Genomic DNA, 15937 nt, shown 5'->3' on the forward strand with positions numbered 1-15937 from the left:
GAAAAAAACTTAAAAAATGTTTTCCTTTTTTGAAATGTGACATACTAAAAAAAGAGCAGATACAATTTTCATGTATCTGCTCTTTTTTCAGTTATAAATGTGGACGGTCGGGTCTTTTGCTTTTGATTCTCTTACAATGAGCGCTTTTGCTTCATTGTTAGCCGTGATGCTCACTTGTAAATTGACATAATCCGGGAAGGTTTTGACCACCAAGCCGGCGACATATTGCGTAAAGGCAATGACTTCCGCCTGGCCATAAAACTGGATCGGAATGTCGATGCTTAAATCAGCAAGCTGCCCGTCGCTGTATCTTGCCCTGCCAATACACCCGGTGTAATTCGGGAAAAAGTCTTCAATGTCCGTTTTAAAATTCTCAAATGTTTTCTCATCATCACGATGGGCTTTTTCCGCATCGTCGGACGGGAACAAATAATATTTTTCATTGATGTTTTTCCAATCGTCTGCAGATGTGCTGTTTGCCGGAACGGTAGCGTAAGCAAAGTAATTTCCGGGAATAACGGAATCCTTGCTCTGCTGTTTGTACAGCCCGATCGTAATCGGGACATTTTTCAATCCATCCATCTTGCGCAGGCGCTGGACGACTTCCGATGCAATCTGCTTCCCTTTTTCGTCCAGCGTTTTTTGGGAAATATTGACGTCATACGTGGAACCGTACTTTTCCGTCTGATAGTAATAAACCGAGTTCAGGGCAAGCCCGATGGCAACGCCGGACAGTTTGACGTTCCCTTTGCTGTCTTTTGTTAAATAATCCTGTTCGAGAATTTGCGCCAAATAAATCGGGTTTTTCTCGTTTTGCTGCTTTGCCGATCCTTTTTCATCATTCACCGGATTCAGCCCGACATTGTCCTGTTCTTTCAGGCCTTTCTTTTTCAACTGGTCTACCGTATATTTCCGGTTCAGCCATTTTGTTATGGTGTCGGAAGTCAGATACTGGCCTTCCTGAAAAAGATAGTCATCCGGCGGGTAGTTTCTCTGCGCAACCCGCATCAGGCCGGTTTCAAATTCCTCGATATCATATGAAGTATTTAAGTTGCTGACAACGAGCCCCCGCGATTTGCTCGTTTTATAGGGGTAAATATTTTTATAATACTGGTCGGAAATTTGGTAACTCGAAACAACGGATGTTTCTTTTTTATTGTTGCTTTTCTGGACCACTTTGTTATCCGAGCCGAAACCCGGTGAACAGCCTGCCAGTAAAACCATCGATATGATGAGGGGGTACCATTTTTTCATACTGCCTTTCCACCTTTTTGATTTCTCGCTTTCCCTTGCATTTATGAATGGAGCCGTTCCAAAAACGCTGCTTCATCCCATACTTCAATGCCGAGCTGTTCCGCTTTGGTCAGCTTTGTGCCCGCATCTTCCCCGGCGATGACAAGGTCGGTATTTTTGCTTACGCTGCCGGTCACATTTGCCCCGAGCGCCTCCAGTTTTTCTTTTGCTTCGTTGCGGGTCAAGTTCACCAGTTTTCCGGTTAAAACGACCGTCTTTCCGGCAAAAGGCGAATCTGCATTGCGCTTTTCCGCACGTTTGGGGCCTTTATAAACCATATTGACCCCGAGCGCAGCCAATTCCCGGACCAGGCCAAGCGCTTCTTCATTTTCAAAATACGTAACAATGGAATCCGCCATCTTTTCGCCAATATCGGGTATGGCCTCCAGTTCTTCACGCGTTGCTTTCGACAGCCGTTCCATTGTTTCGAAATGCGCTGCTAAAATTTTCGCAGCTTTAGCGCCGACATGGCGGATGCCGAGGCCGAACAGCAATTTTTCCAGCGAATTCTTTTTTGAGGCTTCAATTGCGGCAAGCAAATTGGAAACCGATTTTTCCCCCATTCTTTCTAATTGTAACAGTTCTTCTTTTTTCAGTCGGTAAATATCCGCAACATTGTGGATCAATTCATGCGCGAACAGCTGGCTGATGACCTTTTCCCCCAGCCCTTCAATATTCATCGCATTCCTTGATACGAAATGGATCAGCCCTTCGCGGATCTGCGCCGGGCAGTTCGGGTTAATACAGCGGAGCGCCACTTCATCCTCGAGCCGGACAAGCTCGCTGCCGCAGTCCGGGCAGTGGGACGGCATGGAAAACGCCTGCTCTTCGCCGGTCCTCCGTTCGGGAATCGGGCGGACCACTTCGGGAATGATGTCGCCCGCTTTTTTTACTATGACATAGTCCCCAATCCGGATATCTTTTTCGCGGATCAGATCTTCATTGTGGAGCGTGGCCCGCTGGACGGTTGTTCCGGCCACTCTTACCGGATCCAGTATCGCAGTCGGCGTGACGACCCCGGTGCGGCCGACTTTTACTTCAATGCCGGTCAGTTTTGTGACTACTTCTTCGGCAGGAAATTTGTAAGCAATGGCCCAGCGCGGGCTTTTCACCGTTGTGCCAAGGGCGGCTTCCTGGGCATAGTCATTTACCTTAATAACAATGCCGTCAATTTCATACGGGAGGGCCGGCCGTTTTTCCGTCCATTCCGCGATAAATTCGAGCACTTCCCCGATATCCCGGCATATCCTTGTTTCTTTATTGACCTTAAGGCCGAGCTTTTCCAAATACGCAAGCCCTTCGCTATGGGCGGCAATATTGAGCCCGGTTGTATCACCGATCGCATACATAAATGTATCAAGGTTCCGGGATGCCGCAATTTTCGGATCGAGCTGGCGGAGCGAGCCGGCTGCCGCATTGCGCGGATTGGCAAACGGTTCTTCCCCGTTTTCTTCTTTGATACGGTTCAATGCCTCAAAAGACTTTTTCGGCATAAAACATTCCCCGCGCGCCTCGATGGTGACCGGTTCATTCAGCCTGAGCGGTATCGAGCGGACGGTTCTGAGGTTGGCCGTAATGTCTTCACCGATCGTCCCGTCCCCTCTTGTGGACCCTTGGACGAATAAACCATTCTCATATTTAAGCGAAATCGCCAGCCCGTCGATTTTCAGTTCGCACACGTATTCATATGGATCGCCGGCCGTCTCCCGGACTCTGCGGTCGAAATCGCGAAGGTCGGCTTCGTTAAAGGCATTTGCCAGACTGAGCATCGGTGTATCATGGACCACTTTGGCAAATCCGGATAAAGGTTCTCCTCCGACCCTTTGCGTTGGCGAATCCGGCGTGATCAACTCCGGATGCGCATTTTCGATCTCCTGCAGTTCACGCAAAAGCCTGTCGTATTCCGCATCCGGGACGCTCGGGCGGTCGAGCACATAATATTCATAACTGTACTGGTTCAGCAGTTTGCGCAGTTCGGCTGCCCGGGCGGCTGCCGCGTGATTATCCATGTGCAACAATCCTTTCCATCAGGGCAAAAGAGGCATTTGCCGCCTGTGTCCCTTTCGTTGTCCAGACTTATTCTATTCTACTTTTGTAATCGGCGCAAACTCGGCTAAAAGCCGTTTGATGCCGACAGGGCTCGGGAATGCAATGTCAAGTTCGGCTGATTTGCCTTCTCCCTTGACACTGACAACCGTGCCGATCCCCCATTTTTTATGTTCGGCTTTATCGCCCACTTGCCAGGAAAGATTGCCGGCCCCGTTTTGTTGCCAGGCAGGAACAACAGGCGGCCGTTTCTCTTTTCTTTCCGTTTTGCCGCGCGAAACCTGGCGGAAATCGAGCCGGTCTTTTTCCTCCTTGCGAATATCCTCGATCAATTCTTCCGGAATTTCATTGATAAACCGTGAAACCGGATTGATATTCATGCGCCCGTAAAGCGTCCGCACTTCAGCATTGGTCAGGTACAGCTCCTCTTGTGCCCGCGTGACGCCGACATACATGAGCCGCCTTTCCTCTTCCATTTCCGCTTCGTCCATGAGGGAACGGCTGTGTGGGAAAATGCCCTCTTCCATGCCGATCAGGAAGACAACCGGAAATTCAAGCCCTTTGGCGGCATGTAACGTCATTAATACAACGGCATCTTTTTGTGCATCATCTTCTTCAAGCCGGTCAATATCCGCGACAAGCGCCAAATCCGTCAAAAAGGCAACAAGGCTTTTGTCATCGTTCTCTTTCTCAAATTCCTGGGCAACTGAAAGAAATTCATCAATATTTTCGAGCCGGCTTTCGGCTTCAAGCGATTTTTCCAGTTTCAGCGCATCCCGGTAGCCGGACTTGTCCAGCAATTCTTCCACCAGTTCGGTAACGGATAAATATTCCTGCATCCGGGTAAAATTGCTGATAAGCTCGTAAAATTCTCGGCAGGCTTTGGTAATTTTCGGACTGAGGCCGATAAAATCGATTTCCTGAAGTGCCGTAAATAAGGAAACATCCTGGTCCGCCGCATAACGCACGATCTTATCCAATGAAGTCTGACCGATCCCGCGTTTCGGCACATTGATAATCCGGGTCAGGCTGAGGTCGTCATCCGGATTGGCGATGACCCGCAAATACGCGAGAATATCTTTAATTTCTTTCCGGTCGTAGAAACGGGTGCCGCCGACGATATTGTAGGCAATGTTCGATTTCATCAATACTTCTTCGATGACACGGGACTGGGCGTTCGTGCGGTACAAAATGGCAATATCGGAGTACCGGCGTTTACCCGATGCAGTGAGTTCCTTAATTTTTCCGGCAACAAACTGCGCTTCCCCCTGTTCGCTGTCTGCCCGGTAATAGACGAGATTTTGCCCCTCATCGTTTTCCGTCCATAAATTTTTCTTTTTCCGGTTTGCGTTGTTTTCGATGACTTTATTGGCCGCCTGTAAAATTTTCTTCGTCGAGCGGTAGTTTTGCTCGAGCAAAATGACTTTCGCGTTCGGGTAATCTTTTTCAAATGACAAGATATTGGCAATATCCGCACCGCGCCAACGGTAAATCGACTGGTCATTATCCCCGACAACACACAAATTCTGAAACCTTGAAGCCAACAATTTCACAAGTGTATACTGGGATTTATTGGATATGGATAGGTAAGCCTTTGAAGTCATCTCCAGCTTTTCCCCCCATTCACACCGTACATGAGAGTTTCCCCTCATACGGCGTTCCATCAATTTGTTATCGCGTTATAATACCTACTATTTTATCGTTTCCAACCAAATCGCGAAGTTTGTTGATTTTATCTAGGGCATTCTCGTCTTTCTTTAGCTTTTGGTTGTTATCAGTCAACTAATCACCACCCGGTTACTGGCAGCTTTCGTTTCTCTTAGTCATACTCGAACCTGATAGACGATAAATGTAGTTGCTTTAACAAATTGACTAGTGGCTATCCCTCCATGATGTTTCCATCACCTCAACGGTACTGTGCCACCACTTTCACTGACATAAAGATAAGTTATAGCCTTCGCTTTTCCTTATCACCGCTTCATTGGCCGGTAAGTCCTCCGCGTTGTCAGCTTCCCACGTTCCGATGATTCTATCTGTACATACACTTTTAGGTGAATCCTCTAGTCCTGCTAGCTTGGACGTGCCTGTAACACGTCAAGGTGTTTCATAAAGACAATTCTTACTCCACCTCACTAGCGCCACGTACCGTGACAATGCCATTTCTAGCATCTATACCTCTAGAACCGTACATTCGGATTTTCGTCAGTTAGTTGTTGTTCACTAACATTCTCACCATGAGTGTTTTATAGACCCCCGGCTTATTTGCTGCACCTTCCACCTCTGGAAAGCTTTCGTCAACTTGACTTGTTACGGCAGCATTCAGCCGACTTCACCGAGCTTATAACCTCAAGATCCTTACCTATCTTGACGCTATTCGGAGGATCAGGGAGAGCCTTTCCGGGCGTTACTCCTTCATTCGACTCTTCGAATCATCAGTTCTCCCAGCTTTCGCTGGTGGCTAATCTTTTCAATTAGCAACGTGTCGCACTATCCTGATACTCATCAACGTGGATGTATTGAAATTTTCTTTGGTAGTATTCGAGGACTTCCGGGACGCGCTTGAACAATTGGATTGTCATCATGATCAGATCGTCAAAGTCAAGCGACTGGTTTTTCTTCAGGCGTTGCTGGTAAGCCTCGTATACGTCACTGACAATTTGGTCAAAAAAATCGCCCGCTTGTTTGGCGTACTGCTCAAAATCAATCAGTTCATTTTTCGCGCTGCTGATTTTCCCTAAAATCGCCCGTGGATCAAATTTTTTCGGATCCAGATTTTTTTCTTTTAAAAGGTTTTTAATGACCGATAGCTGGTCGGTCGCGTCAAGGATTGAAAAATTGCGGTTAAAGCCGATCCTGTCGATATCCCTCCGCAAAATGCGCACGCACATCGAATGGAAGGTGGATATCCACACTTCTTCAGCAGCACCACCCATGATCCCGGCAATCCTGTCTTTCATTTCGCGGGCGGCCTTATTGGTAAACGTAATCGCTAAAATATTATACGGATTCACGCCTTTTTCCACCATTAAATAGGCAACGCGGCGAGTCAGCACCCGCGTTTTGCCGCTTCCCGCCCCGGCAAGAATCAAAAGCGGCCCTTCCGTTGTTTTGACCGCTTCTTTCTGTTCGGGGTTCAGCCCGTTCAGAATACGGTCGGTTAAAAATTGCATGATTTCACCACCAAATGAGAATGTTTGTTCTATTTTATCACAAACCTGTTTGCTTTACAACCCGAACCGTTTTCACGGCCTCGTGTATATTTTCATAAACCACATTGCCGACGACCACTACATCTGCAGCCCGTGCCATCTCCGCAGCCTGTGCCGCAGTGCGGATGCCGCCGCCGTAAAACAAAACGGTATCTTCCAGTACTGTTTTCACTTTTTCAACAAGCTTTGGATCTCCGTAAGTGCCGCTGTATTCCAAATAAAAAACCGGAAACTTGAACATATGCTCCGCCATGCTTGCATAAGCGAGAACGTCGTCGTCATCAAGGCCGGTTGCTGCTTCTGCAAGCTGAGCGGCTTTACAGTCCGGATTTAAAATACAGTAGCCTTCCATGACGATCTCATTCCAATTCATCCATTCCCCGTATGCTTTCACTGCTTTATGGTGGGCACCGGTGATCCAAGTTGTATTTTTGCTGTTTAAAACCGCCGGAATCAAGTAAAGGTCATAAGCTGGTGCGATTGCGTCCGGATCCGATACTTCGAGGCAGCACGGCACGGCGTATCTTCTCACCCTTGACATTAACTGTAACGTGTTATCAAGGGTGACACCGTCCGTTCCACCGATAATCACTGCATCCGTGCCGGACTCGCAAACTTTTTCCAAATCTTTTTCCGAAATATCTTTATTCGGATCCAATTTGAAGGCATGCCGCCATTCACGCACATCATACATCAACCGGAAATCCTCCATTCTTCATCCATCATAGCCCATTATAGCATTTGAAGGTACAGGCAAAAAAGCTTTTCATCGGAACGGGAAAATATAACAGGCCTGCCCGGAAACGCCGCGCTTTCCCCCCATTAAAGCCGGAAAATCTCTCCTGTATGCTTATGCAAAAAAAGCGGTGCCGGCAGAAGGAAAAATGAAAAGCGCAACTTTTCTAGCAAGATGCGCCAAGCCCCGTGATTCTATCACGAAAAGCGGTTGTTCTGCGTAAAAAAAGCCCTTCTTTTAAAAGAAGAGCTTTTTCTTTTTATTCTGATGGTTCTTCTTCTGTACGGTTTTCCTGCCTTTGTTTTTTTTCGATCCGGTCGAGGACCATCTGGTAGGAATCGTTGCCATAATTCAGGCAGCGTTTGACACGGGAGATAGTAGCTGTGCTCGCGCCGGTTTCCGTCTCAATCGCATGGTACGTCTTATCGTTGCGCAGCATTCTCGCCACTTCCAGGCGCTGCGTCATCGCCTGAATTTCGTTGACGGTGCATAAATCGTCAAAAAAACGGTAGCACTCTTCAATCGTTTCAAGCGACAGGATCGCTTCAAACAGCTGATCCAGCGCTTTTCCGCGTAATTTGTCTATTTGCATAAACGTTTTTCTTCTCCTTTACTCTATTGCTTTCCAGCACGGCTCTGCCGGACTGCCCGAACCCCTGCCTAATCTGTAACGGTAACACTGCTTAAAGTTGGTACAATATTGATCCATGTTTTTCCCGGCACCAGTTTGACCGGTTCCCCGTTTTGATACGGAAGAATCCTGCCGTTGTCATTTTCCCATTCGACTTCCCGGAGCTTTCCCTTTTGGATGAGATACGCTTTGCCTCCAGATGTTAAATCAATATCCTTGCGCCCGTGACTGTCAATCAGCTTATGTTTAGCAGCAACAATGAACAAATTGTCGATGAGGACCGGTTGATCGTTGTTTGCATCCACCGTCTCCACCCCGCCAGAGTAGCGGTCATACTTTCCTTTTTCTGCGTTATACCGGTACACGGCATTTAAATTTTCCCGGCTTGAATAACGGATACTGACTTTCCCCGCAGAAATGCCCGAAATGTTTTTCACTTCATTGGCAGAGGCAAAAGAAAGAGGAGACGGAGGCTGGTTCATTACATAGCCTTTTTTCCGTGCGCCCTTTAAAATATTTTGATAAGTGATATAGGAATTATGGGGCGCTTTTCTGGCCGCCGACCGTTTGAACAAAGTGCCGTCATACTGCATGCCGTTCAGTTCATCGACATAGCCCGAATCGAGCAGCTTTTTCGCGCCCGGGCTGTAGCCGTGGGCAATATATAAAGCATCGTATCCCTTTGCCAGCTTGATGAAATACGGTCTGGCGCTCCGGACAGGCCCGAATTTGGCCGGCATATGGCTCTCAAAAATTGCGACAAACCGGGTGATTTCCCCTTCTGCCAGGGCTTCATAGACCACATCGGCTGAACTTAACCCTGACTGCGGGCGTGCAAGCGGATGATTATTGATCATGACGGCAACCGCCCGTTTTGCTGGCCTGTTTGTTGTCCGAAGCCCTGTCAGCGGTGCGGTCCACCGGTGTGCCGCAGATTTTCCGGCTCCCTGCTGCTGACTGCCTGTACCATGCTGGCGGCCGCATGCCGATAGCACCAACAGGAGGAACATCAGACCAATCAGTCGTTTCTTTCCCATTTTTGCAACTCCAATCACATTTCTTAAATACACCGAACGGCAAACCGCAACCTGCCGTACAGAAAGAGGTTTTTTAGAAACGAACCATCTCCCTTTTTACGCCACGCTTAACCATTTCCATTACTTTATTATTTTAACGCATTATTGTTGGAAAGAGTATCGTTTTCTTCATCACATCGTACATTCCTTTGGAAGTGATCCGGATATAGGGCAAATGGGTCGCGCATAAAAAGAGCAAAGAATACATCGGATCATCATATGCATAGCCGCGGTCCCTTAAAATACTGGAAAATTTTTTCATATCCCCGATCAGTTCATCCATGCTTTTATCCGACATGATGCCGCCGACCGGGAGCGGAATCTCATGGATGATTTTCCCGTTTTCCGCAATCACGATGCCGCCGCCCATTTCTTTCATCCGTTTAAATGCAAGCAGCATATCGCTCTTTGATTTTCCAATGCAAAGAATGTCGCCTGTTGATGAATAAGAAGAGGCAAGGCCCATCAGATTTTTGGCAAATCCTTTCACCAGTGTGTTGATCCGCCATTTTCCTTTTTTATCCATTAACATGAGAAAATTATCTTCATAGTTGTCCGGAAGCACTTCATACGATACGTCATACGAAATGGAGTACGGCCTTGTAATGACACTGTTGGACATCTCTAGTCCGAATGGCATGGAAAATTGCAAATCGTCCGGTTCGAGATCCCAATCCAGTTCAAGCGGGCCTTGACCGTACAATGCCCAATCGACCGGTTCTTCCGGTTCGATTCCTTTGCCATCTTTTTTCAACCAAACTCCTTTCGACAGAACCGAAACAGGCACCGGATTTGTTTCGCTCTCCAAAAAATTGATACTTGCCACCCGGCCTGTTGCAATGATACCGTGCAAATGCTGGATATTGTAGTAACGTGCCACATTGTAGCTTGCCATTAAGTATGCGTCCACCGGGGGCACCCCGTGTTCCATCGCGATTTGAATCATCCTGTCGATCACGCCTTCTTCGTAAAAAGCAGGCGAGCTGCCGTCGGTTGTAAAAAACATTTGATCATACTGGTCAATGCCGAGCGCTTTCATTTCATCCAGTAACACAGGCAGATCGGGGCGGATGGATGAGTGGCGCAAAGACACCGTGTATCCCTGCATCAGCCGGTTCAGTACTTCCTTGCCCGTCATCGCTTCATGGTCACAGTCTGCCCCAAACAGCATCATTTTTGCCAATGTTTTCTCGGAGGCACCCGGGAAATGGCCTTCAATTTTTTTCCGCATCCGCTTGGCTTCCTGAATCCAATGGAGCATTAAGTCGTCGCCGTCCACCAGTTTCGGCCAGCCGGTCAGCTCCCCTCCCTGCAGGACAGCATCATGCTCGAGCCACGATTTTACACACTCGTGAGAAAAAACCATTTCTTCGTCCACAAGCTCCGTCTGCCCGTCGAACCGGGCCCACCAATACATCGTAACCGGTGAATGGCGGAGCTTTTGCATTAGAGAAAACGCTTTCTTTTTGTCTGTTAATAAAACGAGCATGAGGTTATCGTTGATCAATGTTGTTGTCCCTTTTTGCGCTGCATAATGGGCAAAGGTTTGGGGATTATAAAGTTGAAACGGATGGACATGCGGTTCAATATACCCGGGCACAAGCCACTGCCCCGAGCAATCGGTGATTTCGCATCCGGATGTCTTTTCAGGCAGTTTTTCCCCGGTGTATATAATCCGGTCCTGATAAATCCAAATATTGCCCGTAACCCATTTTCTTAACGTCGAATGAAGAAACCGGGCATTTGTTAAAACCATGTCTGGCGAAAGCTTGCCGTCCAGCACGGCGACATGTTCCCTGATTTGTTTGTTTTTCCATCTGTAACGTTGGTCAAGCATTGTCTCATTCCTCCCTAGGGAGACCCTAATATATTCATATATTACCATATTTTATCCATTAAAGCAGTAAAGAAGTTCGAAAACATGGGAAAGGAGATGTTCATCATGAAAATCGCACCCAATATTGGCATTTTAAATGCCTTAATCCGAATTACGTGCGGGCTCACTTCGCTTGCATGGGCCACAGCTAAATTATCGAAAAAACCGGGGCGCTGCAGCTATTTATGTGTTGCGCTCATGGGTGCCATGAAAGTGGGAGAAGGGATTGTCCGTTACTGCCCTGTGACGGATCTCATTCAAAACCGGCAAATGAATGGCGGCCAGGAAGAAGTGTAAACGAGAAGGTAATATAAGGAATAGGAAACATTACCATCTGGAGAAAAAACATACCAGGCAAAAGGCCGGGATTTTCCAGCCTTTTGCCTCAAGGGCTAAGCCTGATTTCTTTTGCCGATATCTCTCCGGTAAAAAAAACCATCCAAACGGAGCCTTTCCAATTCGTGATACAGCGCTTTTCCCGCTTCTTCCAGCGTACCGGCTTTCCTTCCGATGAAAAGAACCCTTCCACCGTTTGATACAAGCCTTTCCCCATCCGCGCGCGTGCCAGCATGGAAAACAAAAGACTGCAATTTTGAAAGCGACGGAATTGGAATCCCTTTTTCGTACGCATCCGGATAGCCGTTTGCCGCAATCACAACCCCTAATACAGCTTCCTTGCGCCACTTGATGCTAGGGGTTTTGTCGTCCAACAGATCGAGAAAAATCTGTGCCAGATCCGATTCAAGCCTTTCGAGCACAACCTCCGTTTCCGGGTCACCGAAGCGGGCATTGAATTCAATCACTTTCACACCTTTTTCCGTCAACATCAAGCCGGCATACAGGACGCCGGTAAACAGGCAGCCTTCCTCTTTCATCGCTCTGGCTGCCGGGCGCAAAATATGTTCCACTGCCTTTTTCACTTCTTCATCCGGGATTTGCGGAACCGGGGAGTAGGCGCCCATTCCGCCTGTATTCGGGCCGCTGTCGCCGTCATATGCACGCTTATGGTCGCGCGCGATGACCATGGGATACACTTCTTCTTCCCGGACAAACGCCATCAGGGAAAATTCTTCCCCTTTTAAAAATTCTTCTACAACCACTTGGTTTGAGGCTTCCCCGAATTTCTTCCCGATCAGAGCAGCACGGAGCGCTTCCTTTGCTTCTTCCAGTGTCATCGCAACAGTTACACCTTTTCCGGCGGCGAGGCCGTCTGCTTTAATGACGATCGGTGCGCCTTTTTCTTCAATATATTTCTCTGCCTCCGAATAGTCGGAAAAAACGCGGTAATCCGCAGTCGGAATGTCGTATTTTTGCATCAGTTCTTTTGCGAATGCTTTGCTGCTTTCAATCCGAGCCGCTTGTTTTGTCGGCCCGAATATTTTCAAGCCGGCATTTTGAAATTCGTCGACAATCCCTGCGCTTAAAGGGGCTTCCGGACCGACAACTGTTAGTTCAATGCCCTTATCTTTTGCAAAAGCAAGCAAAGAAGCCGTGTCCGTTTCATGGATCGGAACGATTTCGGCGATTTGCGCAATGCCGCCGTTTCCCGGTGCGCAATAAATTTTATCAACGCGGGCGCTTTCCGATATTTTTTTGCAGACGGCATGCTCGCGGCCGCCGCTGCCGATTACAAGTACTTTCATTTTAACGTGGCCTCCTCTCTTTGTCCATCATTTTGTAAGGTCTTCTGACTAATTTTATGATCTGATATAACGGGCACCCAGGGACAAATTTCCTGCCGAAACATTCGCCGGTCCTGGCCGGACAGTGGCCTTCGCTTTTCTGTTTACCCGGCTCTGCTTCCCGGGCTTGCGTACTTCTGCGCCTTTTCCTTTTGATAAGCGGGCATCGGTTCGCCTGCAGTCATTGTGTCCTCCAAAGTAAGCCGTACGCTGCGCTTTTCTGTTAGTGTTTAAAGTGGCGGATGCCGGTGAAGACCATGGCGATGCCGTATTCATCGGCCTTTTTAATGGAGTCTTCGTCGCGGATGGAGCCGCCCGGCTGGATGATCGCGGTAATGCCAGCTTTGGCAGCTGCTTCGACAGTGTCGTCCATCGGGAAAAACGCATCGGATGCCATCGCGGCTCCTTTTGCTTTTTCGCCGGCCTGGGCCAACGCAATTTCTGCCGCGCCAACACGGTTCATCTGCCCGGCGCCAATGCCAAGCGTTTTTTCAGTATCCGTCACCACAATCGCATTTGATTTCACATGTTTTACCACTTTCCAGGCCAGTTTCAAAGCCTTCCATTCCTGTTCTGTCGGCTCACGTTTTGTGACAGTTTTCACTTGGGCTTCATTCAAAGTATAGGTATCCTGATCCTGGATCAGCAGCCCGCCTTCAACGGAAGTAATGATTTTTTCCGGTTTGTGCGCTTCCGTAAAAGGCACAGTCAAAAGGCGGATATTTTTCTTACTTGCCAAAATGTCAAACGCTTCGTCCACAAACGACGGGGCAATTACAATCTCGAGAAAAATTTCATGTAGCAGCTTGGCCGTTTCCGGGTCAACAGGCCGGTTGAATGCGACGATGCCGCCGAAAATCGATTTCGAGTCTGCCTCGTACGCTTTTTTATACGCTTCAAGCGCCGAATCTCCGACCCCGATGCCGCACGGATTCATATGCTTTACGGCTACAGCTGCCGGTTCCTTGAAATCTTTTACAATCTGCAGGGCGGCATCTGCATCGCGAATATTATTGTACGATAATGCTTTGCCGTGCAGCTGCCTTGCGTGCGCAATCGAAAACGGCGAACCAAGCGGGTTGATATAAAAGCTTGCTTTTTGGTGCGGGTTTTCCCCATAACGGAGCGTTTGCTTGAGCTCATATGTAAATGTGACATTCTCCGGGGCCTCTTCGCCAACAAGCGTTGTCATATAACCGGCAATCATGGCGTCATACGCTGCTGTATGGCGGAAAACTTTTGCAGCCAGCGCTTTTTTCGTATCTTTCGTCACATCGCCGTGCGTTTTAATTTCGTCAATCACTTTGTCGTAGTCCCCTGCGTCCGTAACAACGGTGACATATTCGAAATTTTTCGCAGCCGCACGCAGCATTGACGGTCCGCCGATATCAATATTTTCAATGGCCTCTTCTTCCGTGACATCCGCCTTTGCAATCGTCTCTCGGAACGGATAAAGGTTTACACAGACAAGGTCAATCGGTTTGATCCCGTGCGCTGCAATTTGCTGTTCATGTTCCGGCGTCCGTTTTGCCAAAAGCCCGCCGTGGATATTTGGATGGAGCGTTTTTACCCTGCCTTCCAAAATTTCCGGGAAACCTGTTACCTCTTCCACCCCCGTAACAGGCACGCCGGCTTCTTCCAGCGCTTTTTTCGTGCCGCCGGTTGAGAGAATTTCAAAGCCGAGCCCGCTCAAACTTTGTGCAAATGCCGTTACCCCTGTTTTATCCGATACACTGATTAATGCTCTTTTCATTCTGGTAAAACCTCCATGTTGGTTTGATTTTCCACTAGCTTCCTGAGCACATCCGGATACAGCATATGCTCTGTCTGATGCATTCTTGCCGCCAGTGTTTCGTATGTGTCCCCGTCAAGCACAGGGACAGCCGCCTGTGCAATAATCGGCCCGGTATCCATGCCTTCATCGACATAATGAATGGTCACGCCCGTTATTTTCACGCCTGCCGCAAGCGCCTGCCCGATCGCGTCTTTGCCCGGAAAAGCCGGCAGCAGCGACGGATGGATATTAATAATCTTCCGCGGATACGCATCCAGTAGCACCTGCCCGATCAGCCGCATATAGCCGGCCAAGGCAATCCATTCAATTTGTTTTTTCTGTAACTGCGCCAAAATTTCCTGCTCATACGCCCGCTTATCCGGATACGTTTTCGGATTGAACACAAACGCCGGGATGTTTTCCTGTGCTGCCCGGCGGATGACATACGCATCTTCACGGTCACATACCAGCAGTTCAATCGCGGCATCAAGTTCCCCTTTTTTGACTGCATCACAAATCGCCTGGAAATTGGTGCCGCTGCCCGATGCAAAAACAGCCATTTTATGCATTGCCTCTGCTCCCTGCTGCAAAACGGACACCCGCCGTATTTGTAACATGGCCGATGATGAAAGCTTGTTCCCCGGACTGGTTGAAAAAGGAAACAGCGGCCTGTGCCTCTTCCGCCTTCACCGCGAGGACAAACCCGATTCCCATGTTAAAAACGTGAAACATCTCATCGCGGCTGACGTTACCGTAAGATGCCACAGCGGAAAAAACGGGTGGGACCGGCCATGAACCGAGGCTGATTTCAACACCGAGCCCGTCTCTGTGCATGCGCGGAATATTTTCATAAAACCCGCCGCCTGTTACATGTGCCATTCCTTTAATCTCAAATTTTTTCAGCGCGGAAAGCACCGGTTTGACGTAAATTTTGGTCGGGGTTAACAGCACTTCTCCAAGCGGCCGGCCCAGTTCCGGCAAAATCGTATCAACGGTCATCGCATGGTCTTTGAAAAAAATTTTCCGGATCAGCGAATAGCCGTTACTGTGAATGCCACTTGAGGCAAGGCCGATTAAAACATCTCCGGGTGCGGTATTACCCGTGACAAGCGCATCTTTTTCACATGCGCCAACCGCAAATCCCGCCAAATCGTATTCGCCTGCTTCATACATATCCGGCATTTCCGCCGTTTCTCCGCCGACGAGTGTGCACCCTGCCTGCACGCACCCTTCTGCCACGCCTTTTACAATTTGCTCAATCGTTTCCGGGTTCTGGCTGCCGCAACCGATATAATCGAGGAAAAAAAGCGGTTCCGCCCCCTGGACAATAATATCATTGACGCACATGGCGACACAGTCGATGCCGATTGTATCATGCTTGTTTGTTAAAAAGGCAAGTTTCAGTTTTGTGCCGACGCCGTCCGTTCCGGAAACAAGCACGGGCTTGCGGTAATGGAGCGCAGATAAGTCAAACATGCCGCCAAATCCGCCGAGTGCACCGATTGCCCCCGCCCGGTTTGTCCGCGCCACATGCTTTCCCATCCGTTTGACCGCTTCATAGCCTGCTTCGATGTCGACGCCTGCATCCCGGTATGTGTTTGCCATAGGAATCCT

Annotated in this window: 11 protein-coding genes and 2 pseudogenes; 1 reads left to right on the forward strand and 12 read right to left on the reverse strand. The window is 48.6% G+C overall.

What is annotated here, in order from left to right; all coding sequences use genetic code 11:
* Positions 1-87 precede the first annotated feature (87 nt).
* The 8 genes and pseudogenes from NST70_RS15365 to NST70_RS15400 all read right to left on the reverse strand — a co-directional run bounded on the left by NST70_RS15365 (position 88) and on the right by NST70_RS15400 (position 10828).
* Positions 88-1254 carry a CamS family sex pheromone protein gene (locus NST70_RS15365; RefSeq protein WP_014096917.1) on the reverse strand — a complete coding sequence of 389 codons (1167 nt, stop codon included), beginning with the start codon at positions 1252-1254 and terminating at the stop codon, positions 88-90.
* A 41-nt stretch (positions 1255-1295) separates the two neighbouring features.
* On the reverse strand, positions 1296-3302 hold the full coding sequence (gene ligA / locus NST70_RS15370; RefSeq protein ID WP_342475439.1) for an NAD-dependent DNA ligase LigA: 2007 nt from the start codon (positions 3300-3302) through the stop codon (positions 1296-1298).
* A gap of 72 nt (positions 3303-3374) precedes the next feature.
* A pseudogene (locus NST70_RS15375) lies at positions 3375-4916 on the reverse strand (3'-5' exonuclease); the annotation flags it as partial.
* Between the two features lie 912 nt (positions 4917-5828).
* Positions 5829-6509 (reverse strand): annotated as a pseudogene (locus tag NST70_RS15380) (UvrD-helicase domain-containing protein); the annotation flags it as partial.
* Positions 6510-6546: 37 nt separating this feature from the next.
* Positions 6547-7242 carry a heptaprenylglyceryl phosphate synthase gene (locus NST70_RS15385; RefSeq protein ID WP_014096913.1) on the reverse strand — a complete coding sequence of 232 codons (696 nt, stop codon included), beginning with the start codon at positions 7240-7242 and terminating at the stop codon, positions 6547-6549.
* Between the two features lie 301 nt (positions 7243-7543).
* A complete protein-coding gene (locus NST70_RS15390) occupies positions 7544-7876 on the reverse strand; it encodes a YerC/YecD family TrpR-related protein (protein WP_014096912.1) in 333 nt (110 codons plus the stop codon).
* Between the two features lie 68 nt (positions 7877-7944).
* Complete coding sequence (locus tag NST70_RS15395) at positions 7945-8952, reverse strand: DUF3048 domain-containing protein (protein ID WP_014096911.1); 1008 nt, start codon at positions 8950-8952, stop codon at positions 7945-7947.
* A gap of 133 nt (positions 8953-9085) precedes the next feature.
* Positions 9086-10828 (reverse strand): adenine deaminase C-terminal domain-containing protein, encoded by a 1743-nt coding sequence (locus NST70_RS15400; RefSeq protein WP_017550750.1) that lies wholly within the window; start codon positions 10826-10828, stop codon positions 9086-9088.
* A 105-nt stretch (positions 10829-10933) separates the two neighbouring features.
* Between NST70_RS15400 and NST70_RS15405 the strand changes: the two genes are divergently transcribed.
* Complete coding sequence (locus NST70_RS15405) at positions 10934-11164, forward strand: DUF2892 domain-containing protein (protein WP_014096909.1); 231 nt, start codon at positions 10934-10936, stop codon at positions 11162-11164.
* Positions 11165-11259: 95 nt separating this feature from the next.
* On the opposite strand, the gene purD is transcribed toward NST70_RS15405, so the two are convergent.
* From purD to purM, 4 genes are all read right to left on the reverse strand, one after another.
* Positions 11260-12510: a phosphoribosylamine--glycine ligase gene (gene purD / locus NST70_RS15410; protein WP_026684448.1), complete on the reverse strand. Its 1251-nt coding sequence runs from the start codon at positions 12508-12510 to the stop codon at positions 11260-11262.
* A 262-nt stretch (positions 12511-12772) separates the two neighbouring features.
* Positions 12773-14302 carry a bifunctional phosphoribosylaminoimidazolecarboxamide formyltransferase/IMP cyclohydrolase gene (purH, locus tag NST70_RS15415; protein WP_061086440.1) on the reverse strand — a complete coding sequence of 510 codons (1530 nt, stop codon included), beginning with the start codon at positions 14300-14302 and terminating at the stop codon, positions 12773-12775.
* Positions 14299-14892 carry a phosphoribosylglycinamide formyltransferase gene (gene purN / locus NST70_RS15420; protein WP_342475440.1) on the reverse strand — a complete coding sequence of 198 codons (594 nt, stop codon included), beginning with the start codon at positions 14890-14892 and terminating at the stop codon, positions 14299-14301. Before purN ends, purH begins: the two co-directional genes overlap by 4 nt.
* Positions 14885-15928 (reverse strand): phosphoribosylformylglycinamidine cyclo-ligase, encoded by a 1044-nt coding sequence (gene purM / locus NST70_RS15425; protein ID WP_342475441.1) that lies wholly within the window; start codon positions 15926-15928, stop codon positions 14885-14887. Before purM ends, purN begins: the two co-directional genes overlap by 8 nt.
* Between the last annotated feature and the right edge of the window lie 9 nt (positions 15929-15937).

The organism is Weizmannia sp. FSL K6-0777 (assembly GCF_038593185.1).
Taxonomy (GTDB): Bacteria; Bacillota; Bacilli; order Bacillales; family Bacillaceae_C; genus Weizmannia; species Weizmannia faecalis.